18 protein-coding genes and 1 pseudogene are annotated in these 21,988 nt (G+C 65.3%); 10 read left to right on the top strand and 9 right to left on the bottom strand.

Going from position 1 to position 21,988, the window contains the following annotated elements; genetic code table 11:
- A pseudogene (locus tag ASE11_RS26165) lies at positions 1-112 on the top strand (IS481 family transposase); the annotation flags it as partial.
- Here ASE11_RS26165 and ASE11_RS25955 read toward each other — a convergent pair.
- Both ASE11_RS25955 and ASE11_RS16790 read right to left on the bottom strand, forming a co-directional pair.
- Positions 80-847: a hypothetical protein gene (locus tag ASE11_RS25955; RefSeq protein ID WP_156406383.1), complete on the bottom strand. Its 768-nt coding sequence runs from the start codon at positions 845-847 to the stop codon at positions 80-82. The pseudogene ASE11_RS26165 and the gene ASE11_RS25955 overlap by 33 nt on opposite strands.
- Before the next feature lie 50 nt (positions 848-897).
- A complete protein-coding gene (locus ASE11_RS16790) occupies positions 898-2,739 on the bottom strand; it encodes a glutamine--tRNA ligase/YqeY domain fusion protein (RefSeq protein ID WP_056274087.1) in 1,842 nt (613 codons plus the stop codon).
- Positions 2,740-3,172: 433 nt separating this feature from the next.
- On the opposite strand from ASE11_RS16790, the gene ASE11_RS16785 reads away from it, so the two are divergent.
- Complete coding sequence (locus ASE11_RS16785) at positions 3,173-4,405, top strand: DUF2157 domain-containing protein (RefSeq protein ID WP_235501326.1); 1,233 nt, start codon at positions 3,173-3,175, stop codon at positions 4,403-4,405.
- 34 nt (positions 4,406-4,439) lie between these two features.
- On the opposite strand, the gene ASE11_RS16780 is transcribed toward ASE11_RS16785, so the two are convergent.
- The gene (locus ASE11_RS16780) at positions 4,440-5,060 is read right to left on the bottom strand and encodes a DUF924 family protein (protein ID WP_056274084.1); all 621 of its coding nucleotides are present in this window, start codon (positions 5,058-5,060) and stop codon (positions 4,440-4,442) included.
- Between the two features lie 124 nt (positions 5,061-5,184).
- Between ASE11_RS16780 and ASE11_RS16775 the strand changes: the two genes are divergently transcribed.
- The 5 genes from ASE11_RS16775 to ASE11_RS16755 all read left to right on the top strand — a co-directional run bounded on the left by ASE11_RS16775 (position 5,185) and on the right by ASE11_RS16755 (position 10,125).
- On the top strand, positions 5,185-5,631 hold the full coding sequence (locus tag ASE11_RS16775) for a hypothetical protein (protein ID WP_056274081.1): 447 nt from the start codon (positions 5,185-5,187) through the stop codon (positions 5,629-5,631).
- Between the two features lie 198 nt (positions 5,632-5,829).
- The gene (locus tag ASE11_RS16770) at positions 5,830-7,245 is read left to right on the top strand and encodes an efflux RND transporter periplasmic adaptor subunit (RefSeq protein WP_082585785.1); all 1,416 of its coding nucleotides are present in this window, start codon (positions 5,830-5,832) and stop codon (positions 7,243-7,245) included.
- Between the two features lie 2 nt (positions 7,246-7,247).
- Positions 7,248-7,973 carry an ABC transporter ATP-binding protein gene (locus ASE11_RS16765; RefSeq protein WP_056274074.1) on the top strand — a complete coding sequence of 242 codons (726 nt, stop codon included), beginning with the start codon at positions 7,248-7,250 and terminating at the stop codon, positions 7,971-7,973.
- Complete coding sequence (locus ASE11_RS16760; RefSeq protein WP_056274071.1) at positions 7,970-9,202, top strand: ABC transporter permease; 1,233 nt, start codon at positions 7,970-7,972, stop codon at positions 9,200-9,202. Before ASE11_RS16765 ends, ASE11_RS16760 begins: the two co-directional genes overlap by 4 nt.
- Before the next feature lie 92 nt (positions 9,203-9,294).
- Positions 9,295-10,125, top strand: coding sequence for an undecaprenyl-diphosphate phosphatase (locus tag ASE11_RS16755; protein WP_056274067.1), 831 nt, complete (start codon positions 9,295-9,297; stop codon positions 10,123-10,125).
- A 16-nt stretch (positions 10,126-10,141) separates the two neighbouring features.
- Here the strand turns inward: ASE11_RS16755 and ASE11_RS16750 are convergent, their stop codons facing one another.
- The 5 genes from ASE11_RS16750 to ASE11_RS16730 all read right to left on the bottom strand — a co-directional run bounded on the left by ASE11_RS16750 (position 10,142) and on the right by ASE11_RS16730 (position 16,790).
- Entirely contained in the window at positions 10,142-11,983 is a 1,842-nt protein-coding gene (locus ASE11_RS16750) for a PAS domain S-box protein (RefSeq protein ID WP_162258058.1), read from the bottom strand.
- 178 nt (positions 11,984-12,161) lie between these two features.
- Positions 12,162-13,016: an alpha/beta fold hydrolase gene (locus ASE11_RS16745; RefSeq protein WP_056274059.1), complete on the bottom strand. Its 855-nt coding sequence runs from the start codon at positions 13,014-13,016 to the stop codon at positions 12,162-12,164.
- A gap of 3 nt (positions 13,017-13,019) precedes the next feature.
- Positions 13,020-13,847, bottom strand: coding sequence for a proteasome-type protease (locus tag ASE11_RS16740; protein WP_056274056.1), 828 nt, complete (start codon positions 13,845-13,847; stop codon positions 13,020-13,022).
- Positions 13,844-16,492, bottom strand: a complete 2,649-nt coding sequence (gene mutS / locus ASE11_RS16735; RefSeq protein WP_056274052.1) for a DNA mismatch repair protein MutS — start codon at positions 16,490-16,492, stop codon at positions 13,844-13,846. The genes ASE11_RS16740 and mutS overlap by 4 nt, the downstream gene beginning before the upstream one ends.
- 58 nt (positions 16,493-16,550) lie before the next feature.
- Positions 16,551-16,790, bottom strand: coding sequence for a DUF2798 domain-containing protein (locus ASE11_RS16730; RefSeq protein WP_056274048.1), 240 nt, complete (start codon positions 16,788-16,790; stop codon positions 16,551-16,553).
- 267 nt (positions 16,791-17,057) lie between these two features.
- On the opposite strand from ASE11_RS16730, the gene ASE11_RS16725 reads away from it, so the two are divergent.
- From ASE11_RS16725 to ASE11_RS16715, 3 genes are read left to right on the top strand one after another with little or no spacing between them, the layout of a single operon-like run.
- Positions 17,058-17,540, top strand: coding sequence for a hemerythrin domain-containing protein (locus ASE11_RS16725; protein WP_156406382.1), 483 nt, complete (start codon positions 17,058-17,060; stop codon positions 17,538-17,540).
- A 35-nt stretch (positions 17,541-17,575) separates the two neighbouring features.
- Entirely contained in the window at positions 17,576-19,918 is a 2,343-nt protein-coding gene (locus tag ASE11_RS16720) for a catalase (protein WP_082585783.1), read from the top strand.
- A 16-nt stretch (positions 19,919-19,934) separates the two neighbouring features.
- Complete coding sequence (locus ASE11_RS16715; RefSeq protein ID WP_056274035.1) at positions 19,935-20,351, top strand: CBS domain-containing protein; 417 nt, start codon at positions 19,935-19,937, stop codon at positions 20,349-20,351.
- Between the two features lie 30 nt (positions 20,352-20,381).
- On the opposite strand, the gene ASE11_RS16710 is transcribed toward ASE11_RS16715, so the two are convergent.
- Entirely contained in the window at positions 20,382-21,689 is a 1,308-nt protein-coding gene (locus ASE11_RS16710; protein ID WP_056274346.1) for a PQQ-dependent sugar dehydrogenase, read from the bottom strand.
- Positions 21,690-21,988: the final 299 nt, after the last annotated feature.

Genomic DNA, 21,988 nt, shown 5'->3' with positions numbered 1-21,988 from the left:
CTACTGGAATCACCACTACAACTGGCACCGCCCTCATCAAGGCATTGGCGGCATCGCTCCCATGTCCCGGCTCACTCGCTCAAGAAACAACCTCTTGACTCTTCACAACTAGGCCATCTCTGCCGCCATTAAATTGAATGGATGCTATTGAGCTTCCCATTTCTTCCTTTCGTCTCCCCAGATCTGCCCAAAAGCTATCGTTGTCAATCTCCTCTTGATTGGTGGGGAGTAGTTTTATAGTGACTTTCTCGATTTTCTTGAATCTATCGATAAAGTCACTAAGAGATTGACGATCTGAAAGAGGAGTGATGCGAAGCCTCGGGCTGGGATAGCGCCTATGTATATTTGCCCTTGTTCCTCGCGGGGCTTTTTCTTCATTTGGAAGTATCGCATCCTTAATGAGTTTTTGAACAAGGATTTTGTGTTCAATAATTAAAAATTTTTGACAGGTTGATTCAAAGTTTTGAATTGAGGGGGCGCCAGGTAATTCTCTACAAAATATCAGTCGATGAGTTTCAAGGAGAAGTAGAAAGATCGACGTAGGTGCTGTTTCGAGTTCCTTTTTATCAGCAACAATGTGATTGTCCTGAAAGATTTGCTCTCGCTTTAGCTTCGTATTCTTTACTATTCTTCCAACTATGGCGGGATGTTTTTTCTTATTGAAATCAGTGAGTGTTATTTTGGATGAGTCTAGAAAGAAATATTCGCCTTTACCTTCTATTTTTCGATGATGCTTTTGAGCCGTAAATGAAGGTTCTACTATTTCTTCGAAAAAGTCGAGTAAGACTTTTTCGTCTCCAAATTTAAGGGTGAAGTTTCCAAATTCAATTCTTTTCGTGTAGCTCATGGTTCCTCCTGAATTATATTTCTGATGGTTATTTGATCAACATTCGCCGTTTATTTCCCCCAAGAATCCTTTAACCCAGCGATCCGATTGAAAACTGGCTTCCCCGCCGCATGGTCCACCCGATCCGCCACAAAGTACCCAAACCGCTCGAACTGGAACTTCTCATCCGGTTTCGCCGCAGCCAATGACGGCTCCACATAAGCCGTCACTACCTTCAAGCTGTTCGGGTTCAGCGCTTCAATGAAGTCCTTGCCACCAGCATCGGGCTGGGGGTCGCTGAACAGGCGGTCGTACAGGCGCACTTCGGCGGGCACGCCGTCGGCCACGCTGACCCAGGTGATGGCGGCTTTGGCTTTCACGCTGTCGGCGCCGGGGGTGCCGCTCTTGGTGCCGGGGATCACCTTGGCGTGCACGGCGGTCACGGTGCCGCTCGCGTCTTTTTCGCAGCCGGTGCACTCGATCACGTAGCCGCCTTTGAGGCGCACCACGTTGCCTGGGAACAGGCGCTTGTAGCCCTTGGGGGGCACTTCTTCAAAGTCTTCGCGTTCGATCCAAACCTCTTTGCCGATCTTGAACACGCGCTCGGGCGGCGGGGTCTGGCCTTCGGGCACGGCGTGGTGGGGCAGGGCGGGCTGGGTGCAGTCTTCCGTGTAATCGTCTGAGCCAAAGGCCTCGGCCCAGTTGGTGAGCACCAGCTTGACGGGGTCGAGCACGGCCATGCCGCGGTGGGCCTTGTTTTCCAGGTCTTCGCGCAGGCAGCCCTCCAACGTGCTGTAGTCGATCCAGCTGTCGCTCTTGGTCACGCCGATGCGCTCGGCAAACATCTGGATGCTCTCGGGCGTGTAGCCGCGCCGGCGCAGGCCCACGATGGTTGGCATGCGCGGGTCGTCCCAGCCGCTCACCTTGTGGTCATAAACCAGTTGCGCGAGCTTGCGTTTGCTGGTGATCACATAGGTGAGGTTGAGCCGGGCAAATTCGTACTGCCGGGGCGGCGGGCTTTGCAGCAGGCCGCCTTCGGTCAGGCGCTCCAGCAGCCAGTCGTAAAACGGGCGCTGGTCTTCAAACTCGAGCGTGCACAGGCTGTGGGTGATCTGCTCCAGTGCGTCCTCAATGGGGTGCGCAAAGGTGTACATCGGGTAGATGCACCAGGCGTCGCCCGTGTGGTGGTGCGTGGCACGGCGAATGCGGTAGATGGCGGGGTCGCGCAGGTTGATGTTGGGCGAGGCCATGTCGATCTTGGCGCGCAGCACCATGCTGCCGTCTTCGTGCTGGCCGTCGCGCATTTCCCTGAACCGCGCCAGGTTTTCGGCGGGGGTGCGGCTTCTGAACGGGCTGTCGATGCCGGGCTTGCCGAAGTCGCCGCGCGCCAGGCGCATCTGCTCGCTCGTCTGTTCGTCCACATAGGCGTGGCCGGCTTCAATGAGGTATTCGGCGGCGCGGTACATGAAGCCAAAGTAGTCGCTGGCCTGGAAGAGGTGGCTCTGGCCGTTGGCTTCCCAGTTGAAGCCGAGCCACTGCACGGCATCAAGGATGCTGTTGACGTACTCGGTGTCTTCCTTCTCGGGGTTGGTGTCGTCAAAACGCATGTGGCACACGCCGCCGTAGTCGCGCGCCAGGCCAAAGTTGAGGCAGATGCTCTTGGCGTGGCCAATGTGCAGGTAGCCGTTGGGCTCGGGCGGGAAGCGGGTGCGGATCTTGGCCGGGTCGGGCTGGCCGGCGGCGTGGTGCGCTGCGTCACCCGGGGTGCCGGCCCAGCGGCGCTGGGCGTAGGTGCCTTTGTCCAGATCGTTTTCGATGATCTGTCGCAGGAAGTTGCTGACCTTGTGATCGCCCTCTGCGGGGGCGTTGCCTGGGGTGCTGGTGGGCTTGCTTGGGGGGGTGTTGGAGCTCATCAAGGCATTCTATTGATCTCACCCACTCCGTTTGGGTTTTGCTCAAGCATCCTTTCGCGCTGAGGCACTCCGTCCGTTCGGCCTGAGCCAATCCACCCGTTCGTCCTGAGCCGACCCACCCGTTCGCCCTGAGCTTGTCGAAGGGTTCACACAGATGCAGGCGAGGGCTTCGACAGGCTCAGCCCGAACGGGAGTAGCTCAGCCCAAACGGATATGGCTCAGCCCGAACGGGAGTAGCTCAGTCCAAACGGATATGGCTCAGCCCGAACGGAGATGGCTCAGCCCGAACCGAGGTGGCTCAGCCCGCAACTGAGATGACTCCGTGCGGACGGTCTGTGGCGCGGGCTGAATGGTCGCAGCGCACAGCTTGCGCAAGCGGCTTTCCGTTATCGTTGCTGCGGAGTCGAGGAAACCCCCCGGGGCACACAAACACATGCACAACGAAAACCCTGAAACCATCCCCACCGAAGAGCCCTCCACCTGGGAGATCACGCAAGCCGAAGACGTGTTTTTGCCATCGGTGCGCGTGCGCCTGGGCTGGGCCGACATCGAGGCTGCGGTGGAGCGTGGCGCCATCGTGCCGAGCGAGGCGCATGCACTCTGGGCCTCGTGGGCTTCACCGGGGAGCGACCAACGCGTGACCGCGGCCGAGCTGGCGCCGCCTGCCGCGCAGCCTTTGCCGTCGGGCGTGCCCATGGCGCCCATGCCGCGCGTGGCGGCTGGGCCGAGCTTCTCGTTCACCAACACGCTGTATTACTTCGGCGGCATGCTGGCCATCGGCGCCATGACGCTGTTCATGACGCTGGGCTGGGAGCTCTTTGGCGCCTGGGGGGTGTTTGCCCTGGCCATGGGCTACATGGCGGGGGCGCTGCTGGTGGCGCGCAACCTCATGGTGCAGCGCCTGCGCACGCCGGCCGGTGTGCTGGCCACGCTGGCCGTGTGCCTGGTGCCGCTGGCGGTGTGGGCGCTGCAGAGCGGCCTGGGTTTCTGGCCCGAAGGCAGCCATGACAGCTACCGCGATTACCACCGCTTCATCGACTGGCGCTGGCTCACGCTGGAGCTGGCCACGCTGGCTGCGGCCGTGGTCATGCTGCGCAGTTTCAGGCTGCCCTTCATGGTGATGCCGGTGGCCGTGACCATCTGGTACCTCAGCATGGACGTGGCGCACATGCTCATGCAGAAGGAAGGCTTCGACTGGGCGTTCACGCGCGACGTGTCGCTGGTGTTCGGCCTGGCCACCTGCGCCATTGCGGTGTGGGTCGATCTGCGCACGCGTGCTTCGACGCACCCCCTGAACCGGCAAGACTTCGCGTTCTGGCTCTACCTCTTCGGCGCCATCATGTTCTGGGCGGGCTTGAGCCTGCGAGACTGCGACTCGGAGCTGAACAAGTTCATCTACGCGCTCATCAACGTGGGGCTGGTGTTCCTGGGTGCTGCCATTGGGCGGCGCGTATTCACGGTGCTGGGTGCCGTTGGCGTGGCGAGCTATCTGGGCTATCTGTCGTACCGCGTGTTTGAAGACAGCCTGCTGTTCCCGTTTGCGCTCACGCTGCTGGGCTTGAGCGTGGTGGCGCTGGGCATCTGGTGGCAGCGGCGCGAGGCACAGATCCACGCGCGCCTGGCCGGCTGGCTGCCAGCGGCGTTGAAGCCACTGGCAGCGGGCTGAGCGTTCCGCGCTGGGCCGACACATCGCCCGACCACTACTGGCCGAAGCGCGGACCGTCTTTCAGGAACTCGTCTTCCTCTGGCGTGCCGATGCGCCCGAGCACGGCGTTGCGGTGCGGGAAGCGGCCGTACTGCGCCACGATGTCGCGGTGCACCACGGCAAAGCGCAGGTTGTTGGCGAGCGTCTCGCGCAGCGGCTCCGGGCCGGTGTCCACCAGCCGCTGGAAGCGCGCCACACATTCCTCTTGCAGTTCCAGGTTTTCAGCGTGCATGAGCGGCATGTAGAGAAACACGCAGCCCGCCGGCGTGAGCGTGGTGTCCATGCCCTCGGCGAGCGAGCGGCGGCTCAGGCGCTGGGCACGGGCGTCACCGTCAAAGGCGCGGCGCTGGCCGCGGTGCACATTGCGCGAGAGCTGGTCCAGCAGCACGATGAGCGCCAGCCGCGCCCGCGGCTCGGTCTCCCACTCGGTGAGGCCGCCGTCCAGCGCGGTGTCCACCAGTGCGCCAAAGCGCTGGCGGATGGCGTCGTCTTGCGCCGGGCTGCCGCCAAACCAGCGTTGGTTGAAGTCTTGCGAGGGCCAGTCGAGCTGCAGGCCGTCGCCGAACCAGAAATCGAGCACATCGAGGGCGGCGGTGGGGAAGGTTGGGGTGTTCATGGGGTTACGTCTGGCAACGACTTTGACGGGGCATGCGGTACGGCGAAGTGGATGATTGTCTGTAATGCACGCACAGGGTGAGCAAGACCCTGAGATCAGCCCCACGCGAATTCAGGAGCCAGCCATGAAAACCTTGTCTCTCAAAGCCCATTGGGCCCGCACCTCGGCGTTGGCCCGGGGCCTTACGTTGGCCGCCCTGGCCGCCAGCGCCTGGGCCATGTCCACCATCGCCACGCCAGCGCAGGCGCGCGACAACAACATTTCCTGGTCGATCGGCGTGCACTCGCCGGGCGTGGCCGTGGGTGTGTCCAACTACCCGCCGGTGTACGGAAGCCGCTACCCGGTTTACGAAGAGCGTTACCCGATCTACGAAGAACGCCGCCCGATCTATCACCGCCCGATCGTGGTGCATCCGCGTCCGGTGGTGGTGTACCCGCAGCCCATCTACGTGGCGCCGCGCCCGTACTACCGCGCAGGTTGGGGCCACGGCCCGCGCTGGGATGACCGCCGCCATGGCAACGGCCACCGCAGTCATGGCCATCGCGGCCACGACCGTCGCGGCCACCGCTGAGCGGCCTCACATCGCGCGAAACCGGTCGGCGTAAAGCCGGCTCACGCCGAAAGCCTCCGGCGGCTTGAGACGGATCAGGGCCTGGGGGGCGCGAAATGCGGCGAAACGCAGCGCTCGCCCCTCCGTCTTTACGCAAGGGAAACCCGGGCGATACCCGGCGGTGGTGAAGAAACGAGGCCCCGTTCCTACAATGGGACGATGAAAAAGACGACGTGGATTTCGGGTGTGGTGGTGCTGGCCCTGGTGGCCGGCGGCGCCTGGTGGTGGACCCAGCGCAACGCGCAGTCGGCTGTGCAATACCGCAGTGCCCTGATCGAGCGTGGGCCGCTGCAGGCCAGCGTCTCCGCCAGCGGCACGGTCAACCCGGTCACGCAGGTGTCGGTGGGCACCCAGGTCTCGGGCCAGGTGCGCGCGGTCTATGTGGACTTCAACACCGAGGTCAAGGCCGGCCAGCTGATCGCCGAGATCGACCCCCAGACCTTTGAATACCGCGTGAGCTCGGCCCAGGCCGATGTGAACGCGGCGCGCGCGGCGGTGGCGATCTCGGTGGCCAATGCGGCGTCGAGCCGGGCCAACGTGTCGCGCGCCCAGTCCGACCTGGCCGAGGCGCAGCGCACCCATGAGCGCAACCTCAGCCTGGTGGCGCAGGGTTTCATTGCCCAGAGCGAGGCCGACCGCACCCGCGCCGTGCTCACCTCGGCCCAGGAATCGCTCAAGGCGGTGCAGGCGCTGGTGGGCGTGAGCGAGGCGCAGATCAAGAGCGCGCAGGCCAACGTGGCACAGCGCGAAGCGGCGCTGGCGCAGGCGCGCATCGACCTCTCGCGCACCCGCATCACCTCGCCGGTGGACGGCATCGTGATCAAGCGCACCGTGGAGAAGGGCCAGACCGTGGCCGCCAGCCTGCAGGCGCCCGAGCTGTTCGTGATCGCGCAGAACCTCTCCGACATGCAGGTGGACACCAGCGTCGATGAGGCCGACGTGGGCCGCATCCAGCCGGGCCAGACAGCCAGCTTCACGGTGGACGCTTTCCCGGGTCAGACGTTTGAAGGCCAGGTGCGCCAGGTGCGCAAGGCCGCCACCAACGTGTCCAACGTGGTGACCTACGTGGCGGTGGTGGGCTTTGCCAACACGTCCGGGCGCCTGCTGCCGGGGATGACGGCCAACGTGCGCGTGGTCACGGAGTCGCGCGAGTCGGTGCTGAAGGTGCCGAACGCTGCGCTGCGCGTGCGCATTGCCGGCGTGGAGCCCGCGGCGGTGCCCGCAGGCCCGGCCGACGCGCCCGCCAGCGCGGCTGCGCCCCAGGCGACCAACGGCGCTGCGAACGGTGCTGCCAGTCGCACGCCTCGTGAGGCCGGACAGGGCCGGCCAGCCGGGTCCGGTCGTGGTGCATCGCAGCGCGGCCGCATTTACCTGCTTGACGCCAACGGTCAGCCCCGGGCCTTCGATGTGCGTCTGGGCGTGAGCGATGGCACGGCCACCGAGCTGCTGGTGCGACCCGATTCGCCGAACGCGGCAGAACTGGTTGAAGGCGCGACCGTGGTGACCGGCGTGACGGGCGGCCCTGCCGCCTCGGCCGCCCCGGCCCGCCAGGCCGGCCCGCGCCTGGGGTTCTGACCATGACGACTCAACCCCTCGTCCAGACGCGCGAGCTGGTCAAGACCTACGCCATGGGCGACCAGACGGTGCACGCGCTGGATGGTGTGACGCTCACCATCGAGGTGGGCGAGTTCGTGGCCATCATGGGCGCCTCGGGCTCGGGCAAGTCGACCTTGATGAACATCCTGGGCTGCCTGGACCGCCCCACCAGCGGTCACTACAGCCTGGCGGGTGAGCCGGTCGAATCTCTGGCTCCCGACGATCTCGCCAGTGTGCGCAACCGGCGCATCGGCTTCGTGTTCCAGCAGTTCAACCTGCTGCCGCGCACCAGCGCCCGCGAAAACGTGGAACTGCCCATGGTGTACGCCGGCGTGCCCTCGGCCGAGCGCCAGAAGCGCGCGCTGGCCGCGCTGCAGCGCGTGGGCCTGGGTGAGCGCAGCGGCCACACGCCGGCCGAGCTCTCGGGCGGGCAACAGCAGCGCGTGGCGATTGCGCGCGCGCTGGTCAACCAGCCGCAGCTGATCCTGGCCGACGAGCCCACCGGCGCGCTGGACACCCACACCAGCGAAGACATCATGCGGCTGCTCACCGAGCTCAACGAGCAGGGCATCACGGTGGTGCTGGTCACGCACGAAGCCGACATCGCGGCCTGGGCCAAGCGCCGGCTGGTGTTTCGCGACGGCCTGATCATTGAAGACGTGCGGCAGACGCCGGTGCGCCCTCTGGTCCCGGAGGCCGCGCCATGAATTTCATGGCTGCGCTGCGCAGCGCCTGGCGCGCCCTGGCATCGAATGCCCTGCGCTCCATGCTCACCATGCTGGGCATCATCATCGGCGTGGCCGCGGTGATCACCATGATCGCCGTGGGCGCCGGCGCCACCGAGCGCGTGCAGGAGCAGATGAAGGGCCTGGGCTCCAACATCATGCTGGTGATTCCCGGCAGCGTGACCTCTGGCGGTGTGCGCCTGGGTGCGCAGGCCAGTCAGGGCCTGACCGAAGAAGATGCACAGGCCATTGCGCTGGAAGTGCCCGAGGTGCAGGTGGCCGCACCCACGTCGCGCACCAGCGCGCAGCTGGTGGCGGGCAACACCAACTGGGCCAGTTCGGTGTACGGCACCACCAACGACTACCTGGAGGCGCGCGACTGGCCGCTGGCCAGCGGGCGCCTGTTCGAGGCGTCTGAAATCCAGGGTTCGGCCAAGGTGGCCATCATCGGGCAGACCGTGGCGCGCGAACTCTTCGGCGACCTCGATCCGGTGGACCAGACCATGCGCATCAAGAACGTGCCGGTGACGGTGGTGGGCCTGCTCGCGCGCAAGGGACAGAACTCGATGGGTCAGGACCAGGACGACACCGTGATCGTGCCCATTTCCACCTACCGCAACCGCATCCAGGGCGGTGGTGGTGGCCGCCTCAAGCGCGTGGGCTCGATCAACGTGAAGGTGATCGAGGGCCAGAGCATGAAGGTGGCCGAAGACAGCATCAAGGAGCTGCTGCGCCAGCGCAAGCGCGTTCAGCCAGGGGCCGACGACCCGTTCACCGTGCGCAACCTCACCGAGATTCTGCAGGCGCAGGAAGCGTCGAGCCAGGTCATGACGCTGCTGCTGTCGGCCGTGGCCGGTGTGAGTTTGATCGTGGGCGGCATCGGCATCATGAACATCATGCTGGTGAGCGTGACCGAGCGCACCCGCGAGATCGGCCTGCGCATGGCGGTGGGCGCACGCGGGCGCGACATCCTCACGCAGTTCCTGATCGAGGCCGTCACGCTGAGCCTGATTGGTGGTGCCATCGGCGTGCTGCTGGGGGCCATCGCCACCTGGGCGGTGGGTCAGTTCGCGGGCTGGCAGGTGAGCATGACGCTCAACTCGATCGTGCTGGCAGCGGGCTTTTCGGCACTGGTGGGCGTGTTCTTTGGTTTTTACCCGGCCAAGCGCGCCTCGGAACTGCTGCCGATCCAGGCCCTGCGCCACGAGTGAGCGCGCCCGGCGCATGCCCGGCCAGCAGGTACGATACCGGCCTGCTCGTTGGGCCCTCGGTGGGCCCACGCACCACCTGAGAACCCTTTCCCATGGATTTTGTGTTGTTGATCAAGGCCGCCATCATGGGCGTGGTGGAAGGCCTCACCGAGTTCATCCCGGTGTCCTCCACCGGCCACCTCATCCTGGCCGCCTCGCTGCTGAACATGCCGGGCGAGAAGATCAAGCTCTTTGAAGTGGTGATCCAGACCGGCGCGATGATGGCCATCGTCTCGCTCTACGCCGGCAAGCTGTGGGAGACGCTGGTGCACCTGCCCCGCGAGCAGCAGGCCCAGCGTTTCACACTCAACGTGCTGGTGGGCTTCTTCCCCGCCGCCTTGCTCGGTTTCCTGTTCATCGGTGTCATCAAGAGCGTGCTGTTCAATCCGCTGGTGGTGGCCCTGGGCTTCATCGTGGGCGGGGTGGTGATCCTGTGGGCCGAGCGGCGCCAGGAGCGGGGGGTGGCACCGCGCATCGAGTCGGTGGACGACGTGCGCTGGACCGACGCGCTCAAGGTCGGCCTGGTGCAGTGCGCGGCACTGGTGCCCGGCGTGAGCCGCTCGGGCGCCACCATCATCGGCGCCATGCTGCTGGGCTTCAGCCGCAAGGCCGCCACCGAGTTCAGCTTCTTCCTGGCCATTCCCGTGCTCTTCGGCGCCGCCGCCTACGACCTCTACAAGAGCCGGGACCTGCTGAGCACCGCCGACATCCCGCTGTTCGCGGTCGGTCTGTTCTTCTCGTGGTTGTCGGCCTGGATCTGCGTGCGCTGGTTGCTGCGCTTCGTGGCCAGCCACACCTTCGCGCCCTTCGCCTGGTACCGCATTGCCTTTGGTGCGCTCATCTTGCTGACCGCGGCCATGGGCTGGGTCGACTGGGTGGCCTGAGGCGCGAGCTGTCTGACTACACGGCCAACGGCGCGTAAAGACTGAAACAGAAGGTGGCGCCCTTGCCCGGCTCCCCGGTGGCGGCCATGCTTCCGCCGTGGCGCTGCACGATGCGCAGCGACGTGGCCAGTCCGATGCCCAGGCCCGAGAATTCGTGTGGCATGTGCAGGCGCTGGAACGGCTGGAACAGCTTGCTGGCCCGGGCCATGTCGAAACCCGCGCCGTTGTCGCTCACGCAAAACCGCGTCTGACCCTTTTCCATCTGCGCGTACACCCGGATCACGGCCTGGGGCGTCTGCGCGGTGTACTTCCAGGCGTTGTGCAGCAGGTTCTGCATGAGCGCCTCCACCAGGGGTGGATCGGCCATGGCGTTGAGCCCGGGCGCCACCTCCCAGCGCACCTGGCGCTGCGGATCGGTGCTCGAAAACTCCTCCAGCAAGCGGGTGGCGATGGTGCTCAGGTTGACCGGCTTGCGCTGCAGGTCGCCGCGCGAGAACTGCGAGAGCGTGAGAAGACCGTCGATGAGTTCGCCCATCTTCTTGCTCGCGCCCATGATGCGCTCCAGGTGGGACAGGCTCTCGCCGGCCCACTCCGGGTTGTCTTCGCGCAGCGCCTGTGCGAAGCCGTTGATGATGCGCAGCGGGGACCGCAAGTCGTGCGCCACCGCGTAGGAGTAGCTCTCCAGTTCGTCGTAGGCCGCCTTCAGCGCGCGGGTGCGCTCTTCGATGCGTTGCTCCAGCGAGGCGTTGAACTGCTGGATCTGCATGTCGCGGTGTTTGCGCTCGGTGATGTCCTGGGTGACCCCCAGGGCGCGCACCGCGCGGCCCTGGGCATCGCGATCGAACTCGGCCCGCACCGAGAACCACCGGTGTTGTCCGCGGATGATCAGGCGGTACTCGATGTCGTAGTCCGCCAGGCCTTTGACCGCCAGTGCCCATTGCTTCAAGACCATGGCTCGGTCGTCGGGGTGCGTGAGGGCCAGCAGTTCGTCGTCGGTGAACTCGGCAGCCGGCAGGTCGAGCACCTCGTGCGATCCCGAGAGCGTGACGAAGCGGCGGGTCGCCACGTCGGCATGCCAACTGGCCACACCCGCGATCTGGTTGGCCTGGCGCAGCAGCTGTTCGCTGGTGCGCAAGGCCAGTTCGGTGGCCTTGGATGCCGTGATGTCCTGCACCACGGCAATCAGGTAATCGGGCTGCCCATCGGGCTTGCGCACCAGCGACAGCGTGAGGTGCACCCAGACCGGGTGGCCCAGCTTGTGGATGTAGCGCTTCTCGATGCGGTAGCTGCCGAGCTCGCCTTCGAGCGTGCGCGCCAACTGGTCCTGGTCGAGCTGCAGGTCGTCGGGGTGGGTGAAGTCCCGGTAGCTCAGCGACTGGAGTTCCGCCTTGGTGTAGCCAATGAGGTCGCAATAGGTCTGGTTGATGCGGATCCAGCGCCCGTCGATGTGGCTGTGCGCCATGCCGGTGGAGCTGTGCTCAAACGTGTCTTCCAGCTGTTTGGCCCCGCGCTGGATCTCGGTGGTGGCCTGCCGCAGGCGCTGGTTTTGCTGCTGCATGAAGGCAATGGCACCCACCACGACCAGCTGTGTGATCAGGTGCCACAGGTTGAGCCAGAAGGCTTCCACCGGGTCGTCGAACGCCAGACTGAAATAGGGTTTGACCAGCAGGTAGTTGACGAACAGCATGCCCACGACAGTGCTGAACATGCCGACCCGAAAGCCGCCGTACAAGGCGGACAACGCCGCGGCCAGGGACAGGGTGATGAAACGCCCGCCCGATTCGGCAGGGGCCAGAGCCACGCGGATCCAGGCCGCAAAAGCGGTGATCAGAAAGGCCACCACCAGGCGTGTGGCCATGCTGTGTTGTTCGGGTCGCCAGTTGACGTACCGCCACCAGATCCGCCGCAGCAGCGAGTTCACAGGTGATTGGGGTGTCAGGGGCACGGTTGCAACGTTGTTTTGTTGGAGTGTTGTGCGCATTGCCGTTATACCGGAGTCGTTGCCCAGGATGCTTGGGTTCTGCCCTCTGGAGGCGTCAGCGGCGTGTGGGAGCCGACAGCGCGGCCAGCACCTGGTCGATGGCGGCGGCGGTGTCCAGCGGCCGCTCCATCGGGAACAGGTGGCTGCCTTCGATCATGGCCATGCGCTCGGGGTGGTCGCGGCCCACCAGCCGGAGGGTCATGGCCATGCCGACCTGCTTCATCTCGAGCGAGCGCGTCCCGCCGATGAAGCCCACCGGGCATGTCAGCGGGTGGCGGCGCAGCAGCCGGTCCAGGTTGTGGGGCAGGGTGTTGTAGATCGCGGTTTCCACTTCGCGGGTGAAGTCCAGCGTGCGGTGCGCCTTGCCGTTCGCGTCGGTCTCGTCGTGTGTGCCGTGCGCGATGTAGTCCTGCAGCACCTGCGGCTCCCAGGCAGCAAAGGCCTTCTTGCTGGCGAAATGCGCTAGTGCCGACTCGGCGTCAGGCCAGGTGTGGCGGCGGCGGCGGCTGACCTTGCCGGGCGACACCGATCCCACCAGCTGGGTGCGCTTGACCAGCTCCAGCGTGCGGGCGCGCCAGCCTCCGAGCAAGGGCGAGTCGATCAGCAGCACGCCGCGCACCGCATGGCCGCCCAGCTGGGGGTGGCGCGCGGCGCACATCAGGCTGAGGAAACCACCCAGCGAATGTCCCACCAGCCAGGCGCCGCTGCCATGTGCCTCGATCTCGGGGGCTGCAAAGTCGGCGAGCTGCTGCACCAGGTGCGGCCAGTTGCTGGTGACGGGGTAGTTCGGATCGTGTCCGAACTTGTCAACCGCCCGCACCGCATGGCCGCGGGCGCGCAGGGACTTGAAGAGGACGCGGTAGGTGCTGGCGGGGAAACTGTTCGCGTGGGAGAAGATGATCAGCGACATGCCTTAAATCAGCTTCTCTCTGGCGTTCGAGATCTTCTTCAGCGGCTGGTTGCGCGCGCCCTTGGTCAGCAGCGGCACATCGGTGTGGGCGTCGTCCCAGGTCGGGTCTTCGATGCTGTCAAACACCTCGCGCAGCTTCTGGCCCCAGGTGTTGTGCAGCATGCGGAAGTAGGGGTTGTCGTTGTCGATGCAGGTGATCTTGTCGGACTGCAACTGGTTGGCCTCGTACACCACCAGGTCCAGCGGCAGGCCCACCGACAGGTTGGACTTGAGCGTCGAATCCATCGACACCAGCACGCACTTTGCGGCTTCGTCCAGCGGCGTTTCGGGGGCGATCACGCGGTCGAGCACGGGCTTGCCGTACTTGGATTCACCGACCTGGAAGAACGGTGTCTCGGACGTGGCTTCGATGAAGTTGCCGGCCGAATAGATCTGGAACAGGCGCATGCCCTCGCCCTGGATCTGGCCGCCGAAGATCATGGACACGTTGAACTCCACGCCCGCGCGCTGCAGCGACTCGCCGTCGCGCTCGTACACGTGGCGCACGGCAGCGCCCAGCACGCGCGCGGCGTCAAACATGCTCCTGGCGTTCCAGATGGTGATCGGCTCGCCGCCGTCCACGTCTTGCAGTTGTTCGACCTGCAGGATCTCGCGCACCGATTGCGAGACGCTCAGGTTGCCGGCCGAGAGCAGGCACATGAAGCGGTCGCCCGGCTTTTCGTAGACGATCATTTTCCGGAAGGTGCTGATCTGGTCCAGGCCCGCGTTGGTGCGCGAGTCGGACAGGAAGACCATGCCGGCGTTGAGCTTGACGGCGACGCAGTAAGTCATGATGAAGCGATGAGTTTCTTGAGGGTGTAGAGGTGTTCCAGCGCTTCGCGCGGGCTCAGGGTGTCGGGGTCGATTTTCTCCAGCGCGGTCTGCAGCGGGTGGCTCTCGGCCTCCAGTGTCGCAGGTGGCGGTGCGAACAGGTCGACCTGGCTGCGGCTTTCCTCGCTCTGGGCCTCCAGCGCGGCCAGCGCGTGGCGCGCGTGCTGCACCACGCCGGCGGGCACGCCGGCCAGCCGTGCCACCTGGATGCCGTAGCTGCGGCTGGCCGGGCCCGGTTCGATCTGGTGCAGGAACACGATGCCGCCAGCCTTGCCGCCGGCCTCCACCGCGCTCACATGCACGTTCACCGCCGCATGGTGGCTGGCCGGGAACTCGGTGAGCTCGAAATAGTGGGTGGCGAACAGCGTGAAGGCGCGCGACTTGTCGTGCAGGTGGGTGGCGATGCCACCGGCCAGCGCCAGACCGTCGAAGGTGGAGGTGCCACGGCCGATCTCGTCCATCAGCACCAGGCTCTCGGGCGTGGCGGCGTGCAGGATCTGCGCGGCCTCGGTCATCTCCACCATGAAGGTGGATTGCGCGTTGGCCAGGTCGTCGGCCGCGCCGATGCGGGTGTGGATGGCGTCGATCGGGCCGAGCCGGCAGGAGACCGCGGGCACAAAGCTGCCCATGCTGGCCAGCAGCACGATCACGGCCACCTGGCGCATGTAGGTGCTCTTGCCACCCATGTTGGGGCCGGTGATCACTTGCATGCGCTGTTTGGGTCCGAGCACCGTGTCGTTGGCGATGAAGCTGCCGCCACTGGTTTCGTTGAGCCGCGCCTCCACGACCGGGTGGCGCCCGCCGCGGATGTCGATGCAAGGCTCGGGCACGAACTGCGGCGCGCACCAGTTCAGCGTGAGCGATCGTTCGGCCAGGGCGCACAGCGCGTCCAGCGCGGCCATGGCGCGCGCCAGCTGCGTGAGCGGGGCGATCCAGGCCTGCAGCTCGTCGAGCAGGTGCTCGTACAGCCATTTCTCGCGGGCCAGCGCCCGGTCTTGCGCGGAGAGCGCCTTGTCTTCAAACGCCTTGAGCTCGGGCGTGATGAAACGCTCGGCGTTCTTCAGCGTCTGGCGGCGGCGGTAGTCGTCGGGCACCTTGGCCGCCTGGCCCTGCGTGACCTCGATGTAGAAGCCGTGCACCTTGTTGAACTGCACGCGCAGGTTGGCAATGCCGGTGCGCGCGCGCTCGCGCTGCTCCAGCTCGATCAGGAAACCGTCGCAGTTGTTCTGGATGGCGCGCAGCTCGTCGAGGTCGGCATCGAAGCCGTCGGCGATCACGCCACCGTCGCGAATCAAGGCGGCGGGCTCTGCGAGGAGGGCGGCGCGCAGCAAATCGGCGCAGCCCTCGGGAGGCGTGAGGTGCTGACCGATGCCGTGCAGCAGGCCGCCGGCCTCTTGAGGCCCGAGCTGAAGGGCCAACTGCTGCGCGCGCTCCAGCGTCTGGCCCAGGCCTACCAGCTCGCGCGGCTTCACCTGACGCAGGGCCGTGCGAGCGGTGATGCGCTCCACGTCGCTGGCGCCTTTGAGCGACTGGCGCAGGCCCTGCCACAGGCCCCCGCGCAAGGTGCCGATGGCGACCAGGCGCGCGCGGGCCTGCGCGCGGTCGCGCCGGGGCTCCAGCAGCCAGCTGCGCAGCGCGCGGCTGCCCATGCCGGTGCGGCACACATCGAGCAGCGAGAACAGCGTGGGGCTGGTCTCGCCGCGCAGGGTCTGGGTGAGTTCGAGGTTGCGGCGGGTGTTCAGCGGCAGGGCGATCAGTTCATCGCTGCGCGCCACCTGAAGGCTTTTCACGTGGCTGAGCGCGCGGCCCTGCGTGTGCTCGGCGTAGTTGAGCAGCGCCGAGGCGGCCGCGTGGGCATCAATCAGGTCTTGGGCGTCCCAGGCGGCGAGGCTGGCGGCCTGCAACTGCTCCAGCAGCTTGCGCTGGCCCAGACCGGCGTCAAACGCCCAGGCCGGGCGCAGCACCGCCACCAGGCGCTGCCCGTTGGTCTGGCTGGCCAGGGCCTGCACAGTCTTCTCGAATGCGGTGGACGTGTCGGCGCTGTAGAGCAGTTCACCGGGGTTGACGCGCGCCACCCAGTCGGCGAGTTCGTCGCTGTCGCATTGGGCCAGGAACACGATGCCCTGCGTGACGGACATCCAGGCCAGGCCACAGCCGGTGCGCGCACCGGGGTGCACGGCCATCAGCAGGGCCTCGGACTTGTCGGACAGCAGCTCGCTGTCGGTCAAGGTGCCGGGCGTGACCACGCGCACCACCTTGCGCTCCACCGGCCCCTTGGCGGAGGCCACGTCGCCCACCTGCTCGCAGATGGCCACCGACTCACCCAGCTTGATCAAGCGCGCCAGATACGTGTCGACCGAGTGGAAAGGCACCCCGGCCATCACCACCGGCTGGCCAGCGGACTGGCCGCGCTGGGTGAGGGTGATGTCGAGCAGGCGGGCGGCCTTCTCGGCGTCGGCAAAGAACAGCTCGTAGAAATCACCCATGCGGTAGAACAGCAGCGTGTTCGGGTGAGCGGCCTTGAGGCCGAAGTACTGCTGCATCATGGGCGTGTGCCCGGACAGATCTCCCGCGTCGTGCGGGTGCACGGATGTTTCCTTGTTCATCAATGGCTTACGTTGATTCCTGTCGGGAGGTACTGCTGGCGGGCATGCAGTGCATCGTTCATCTCACGGGTGGCGCCTGCACCGTCTTCTTCACCAGAAAGACGACGAGGGGTCTGAAGATCACCACGCAGGTGAAGGCGACCGGGAATGCCACCGCGTAGGCATGCAGCACTCGTGAGAGGAATCCCGCGGCCACGCCCGTGTTGATGGCCGTCAGCACCGCACTCATCACAAAGGCAATGATCCCGGCCATGTAGGCGGCGAACGCGATGCTGGTGAGCTTGTGGGGCAGTTTCATGGGGGTACATCGGTGTGGCTGGTGATTCTGGCATGACGACTCTGCGCCACCCGAGGGCCAGCGATTGTAAAAAGCCGCCGCGCGCCGGCTCGACGGGAAAAATTTGCTGCAAAGGGGACGCCCGACCGGCAGAGCGCGCCTTTGAGCTCTGAATCCACTGGGCGGGCAGTCAGGCACACGCCTTGCCATTGAGACATGCGGTCGGTCCATTCGTGATCGCCGCAATCACACGTCCCCCACCCCCACACACCGATTCAGGAGATTCCCATGGCAACCACTCGCCAAGAAGCAGACGCATGCACCTTGCTCGACTCCGACCACAAGGCGGTCAAGAAGATGTTCAAGGCCTATGAGGAGCTGGCAGGTTCCAAGGCCCGCGGCGTGGAACAGAAGAAGCTGGATCTGGCGCACCAGATCTGCCATGAACTGACCGTGCACGCGACCATCGAGGAAGAAATCTTCTATCCCGCCTTGCGCGCGGCGCTCAGGGACACCGACCTGCTGGCCGAGGCGGAGGTGGAACACGCCAGCGCCAAAGACCTCATCGCGCAGATCGAGGGCATGGAACAGGCCGACGAGATGTTTGACGCCAAGGTCAAGGTGCTCGGTGAGTACATCGACCACCACGTCAAGGAAGAGCGCAACGAGATGTTTCCCAAGGCGAGGGCTGCACGTGGGCTCGACCTGGTGGCCATGCGCGAAGAACTGATGGCACGCAAGGAAGCGCTCATGGGCGTGGAAGTGGCCTGAGGGCCTGTCGCATCACCACATTCAGGAGCCTCACCGTGTCCAGATCCAAGAACACCGATACCCGTGGCAACGCGAAGGGGGCCAACAGTGCTGCCAAAGCCGTGCAGACCGGGCACCTTGCCGAATCCATGCCCTTCAACCCGACCAAGGCAGGGGAGCATGGCTTCCAGAATGGCTTGTCGCCCGAGCCAGGCGCGACCGTCGAGCCGCAATCGCGGCTGCCATCGGGCAGCACGCTTTCTGAAGAGAACCACTCCGAGAAAACCGGCGGTGTGGCGACCGAAGGGGTGAACTGGACCATCGAGTCGCTCGACCGCGTGCGGGTCGACTCCTCCGGGCAGATGCTCACGACCAACCAGGGTGTGCCCATCGCGGACAACCAGAACTCGCTGAAGTACGGCGTGCGGGGACCGGTGCTGCTGGAGGACTTCATCCTGCGCGAGAAGCTCACGCATTTCGATCACGAGCGCATTCCGGAACGCATCGTGCATGCACGGGGCTCGGGTGCGCACGGCTTTTTCGAGTGTTACGAGCCGCTGACCGACATCACCAAGGCCGCGCCGTTCAAGGAGGCGGGCAAGATCACGCCGGTGTTCGTGCGGTTTTCCACCGTGCAGGGCGAGCGGGGCTCGAAGGACACGGCGCGCGATGTGCGGGGCTTCGCGGTGAAGTTCTACACCGACGAAGGCAACTGGGATCTGGTGGGCAACAACATGCCGGTGTTCTTCATCCAGGACGCCATGAAGTTCCCGGACCTCGTGCACGCCGTGAAGCCCGAGCCGCACCACCAGATGCCGCAGGCCGCCAGCGCTCACGACACCTTCTGGGACTTTGTCTCGCTCATGCCCGAGTCGACGCACATGCTGATGTGGGCGATGTCCGATCGAGGGATTCCGCGCAGCTACGCCACCATGCAGGGGTTTGGCGTGCACACCTTCCGCATGGTCAACGAGGCCGGTGAATCCGTCTTCGTGAAGTTCCACTGGAACCCGGTCTACGGCACGCACTCGCTGGTGTGGGATGAGGCGGTGAAGATCTCGGGCGCCGATCCGGACTACCACCGGCGCGACCTCTGGGAGCGCATTGAGTCAGGCGTGTTTCCCGAGTGGGAACTGGGCCTTCAGGTGTTCACCGAAGAACAGGCCGACCAGTTCAGCTTCGACATCCTGGATGCGACCAAGATCGTTCCCGAAGAGCTGGTGCCGGTGCGCCCGGTGGGGCGCATGGTGCTCAACCGCAACCCCGACAACTTCTTTGCCGAGACCGAACAGGTGGCGTTCTGCACGGCACACATCGTGCCCGGGCTGGACTTTTCCAACGATCCCTTGTTGGCAGGGCGCATCCATTCCTATGTCGACACCCAGATCACCCGACTGGGTGGCCCCAACTTCCACGAAATTCCGATCAACTCACCCCTGGCGCCGGTGCACAACAACCAGCGCGACGGCATGCATCGGCAAGCCATTCACCGTGGCCGCGCCAACTACGAACCCAATTCGCTGGGAGGCGGTTGCCCGTTCCAGGCCGGCGCCCAGCAGGGGTTTGTGTCGGTTCCCGCGCGCATTCAAGCCAAGGAAGAGCAGGGCAAGGTGCGCGCCAAGCCCGAGAAGTTTGCCGACCACTACACCCAGGCCACGCTCTTCTTCGAGAGCCAGAGCGCGGTGGAGCAGGCGCACATCGCGGCCGCCTTCCGCTTCGAACTGTCCAAGGTGACGGTGCCGGCCATTCGGGAGCGCATGGTGTCTTCACTGCGCAATGCGTCCGAGGCACTGGCAGCGCAAGTCGCCGAGGGCCTGGGCATGGCACAGATGCCACCGCCCATGCCTCGGGCGCTGGACAAGCCGGCCAAGCCTGAAGTGACCAAGTCGCCCGCGCTGTCGCTGCTGGCCCGACCTGGTGATGGTTCGATCAAGGCCAGGAAGGTGGCGATTCTGGTGGCCGACGGTATCGACGGCCAAAGCGCCATCAACGTGCACGCGGCGCTCTTCGCACAAGGCGCCGTGCCGCGCTTCGTGGCACCGCGCATCGGACCCGTGACCACCAGCGACGGTGTGGCCATCGACGCGGACGCGTCGCTTGAGAACGAGCCGGGTTTTCTGTTCGACTCGCTGGTGCTGCCGGATGGAGAGGCGGGTGTCGCGGCTTTGGCGCGCGACGGGCACACGATGGAATTCATTCGTGATCAGCACCGGCACGGCAAGGCCATCCTGGTCATGCCTGCGTCGCAGACCTTGCTCGATGCGGCGGGTGTGGCGCTCGTGTTGCCATCGGGGGACCCCGATCCGGGCATCGTGACGGAGACCGACGTGGATGGCTTCATCCAGGCCATGGCCCGACACCGTCACCCCGAACGGGAAACCGACCCACCCGCCGTGTAAGTCCAAGGAGACAACCATGCAACTATTGAAAGACGTGATGAGCCGCGACGTTCAGGTGATCAGCCCGGACGCGACGCTGCGGGATGCCGCCGCGATGATGCGCGACGAAGAATTCGGGATGCTTCCCGTGGGGGAGAACGACCGGATGGTCGGCACTGTGACGGATCGCGACATTGCCGTGCGTGCCGTGGCCTCAGGTCTGGGCTGCGACACCCTGGTTCGTGATGTCATGTCCAAAGACGTGGTCTGGGCCTACGAGGACGAATCCGTGGACGAAGGCGCCAAGAAGATGAGCATGTGCCAGATCAGGCGATTGCCGGTGGTCAACGCCGACAAGCGCCTGGTGGGCATCGTGTCCCTCGGCGACTTTGCCGTTGAAGTCAATGACCTCGATGTCTCTGCCAAGGCCCTGGTGGGCATTTCCAGGCCGTAGCACGGTACTGGCGACGCGCGGCGAAGTGCCTCAGCGCGGTGCCGAGGCCAGCGTGCCCGGGCCTTCCACGCGCCAGATCGCATTGCCCACGTCGTCGGCCACCAGCAGCGCGCCCTGACGGTCGATGGCCACGGCCACCGGCCGTCCCCGGGCCTGGCCGTCGGCACTGAGAAAGCCGGTCAACACGTCCACCGGCGGACCGCTGGGCCGGGCACCGGCGAAGGGTACGTAGATCACCTTGTAGCCACTGGGCGGGTTGCGGTTCCAGGAGCCGTGCTGGCCGACGAACATGCCGCTCTCAGCGAAGACGCCACCCAGCGTGTTGCCTTGCGCCGAGCTCAGCCCCAGCGAGGCAGTGTGGTTGCCGAGCGCGTAGTCGGGTTTGTCGGCGGTCGCCACGAGGTCAGGGCGGGGCGGCTTGGGTCGCGTGTCCACGCGCTGTCCGTAGTAGCTGTACGGCCAGCCGTAGAAGGCGCCATCGCGCACCGAGGTCATGTAGTCGGGCACCAGATCGGAGCCGAGTTCATCGCGTTCGTTGACCGAGGTCCACAGCGTGTCGCCCTGCCAGGCCATGCCCACCGGGTTGCGCAGCCCGCTGGCAAAGATGCGGCCGATGCCGGTGACGCGATCGAATTCCCAGATGGCCGCCCGTCCTTTTTCGTGCTCCATGCCGTGTTCCGCCACGTTGCTGTTCGATCCCACGGACACATACAGCCGGCTGCCGTCGGCGCTGGCCACCAGGCCCTTGGTCCAGTGGTGGTTCAGCGGTCCGCCGGGCAGGTCGGCCACCTTGGTCACCGGGCCGCTGGCCCGTGTGTCGCCGGCCTGGTAGGGCACTTTCACCAGTGCGTCGGTGTTGGCAATGAAGAGTTCGCCACCCACCAGCGCCATGCCGAAGGGCGAGTTGAGCTTGTCGAGGAACACCGTCTTCACCTCGGCGGTGCCATCACCGTCCGCATCGCGCAGCAGCGTGAGCCGGTTGGCGCTGGGGGTGGCGGCGCCGGCGCGCTTCATCAAGAAGCCCATCACCTTGCCCTTGATGCCGAGGAGTTCACCACGCAAGGGTCGTTCGGGCGCGTTCGTCTCGGCCACCAGCACGTCGCCATTGGGCAGCACGTGGATCCAGCGCGGGTGATCCAGCTCGCCGGCGAACTTGCGCACCGTGGTGCCGCTGGCGGCGGTGGGCGCCTGACCTTCCTCCCAGGGCTGGGCTGGCGCGACCTTGACGGTGGGAATCATCGTCCTCACCGGTTCGGGCAGTTGCGGGTCCGGGCCGTACCCGGTGTCCACCTTCAACAAGGCGGAGTTGCCGCAGGCGATGAGCAGCAGACCCGTCATGGCGACCAGGGGCAATGGCCGGTGCTTGTGGAAGGTGTTGCCGAAGTTCACCGCGCTCTCCTGGAGTTGTACGAACCGTGGGGTGAAGCTACAGAGGCCCATCAAGCAGGTCTGTTCGCTACCCAACGAACCACCAGGAGGCAAGGCTTTGTGCCGTCTCGTGGGCACTCGAATTGCCCGCCCGACCACCAGGGATGCGTCCACCGTGGGCGCATCCGGCTCCAGAGGAGCGAACAGCGTGCCCGCCAGCGTCGTCGTGGAGCCTGGGTAAATCCCGGCCGACGCGGCCGCAGGCAAGA

Origin of the sequence: Hydrogenophaga sp. Root209 (assembly GCF_001428625.1) — a bacterium.
Classification (GTDB): domain Bacteria; phylum Pseudomonadota; class Gammaproteobacteria; order Burkholderiales; family Burkholderiaceae_C; genus Hydrogenophaga.
The sequence above is the reverse complement of the archived record's forward strand: the minus strand, read 5'-3'. Positions and strand labels throughout refer to the sequence as shown.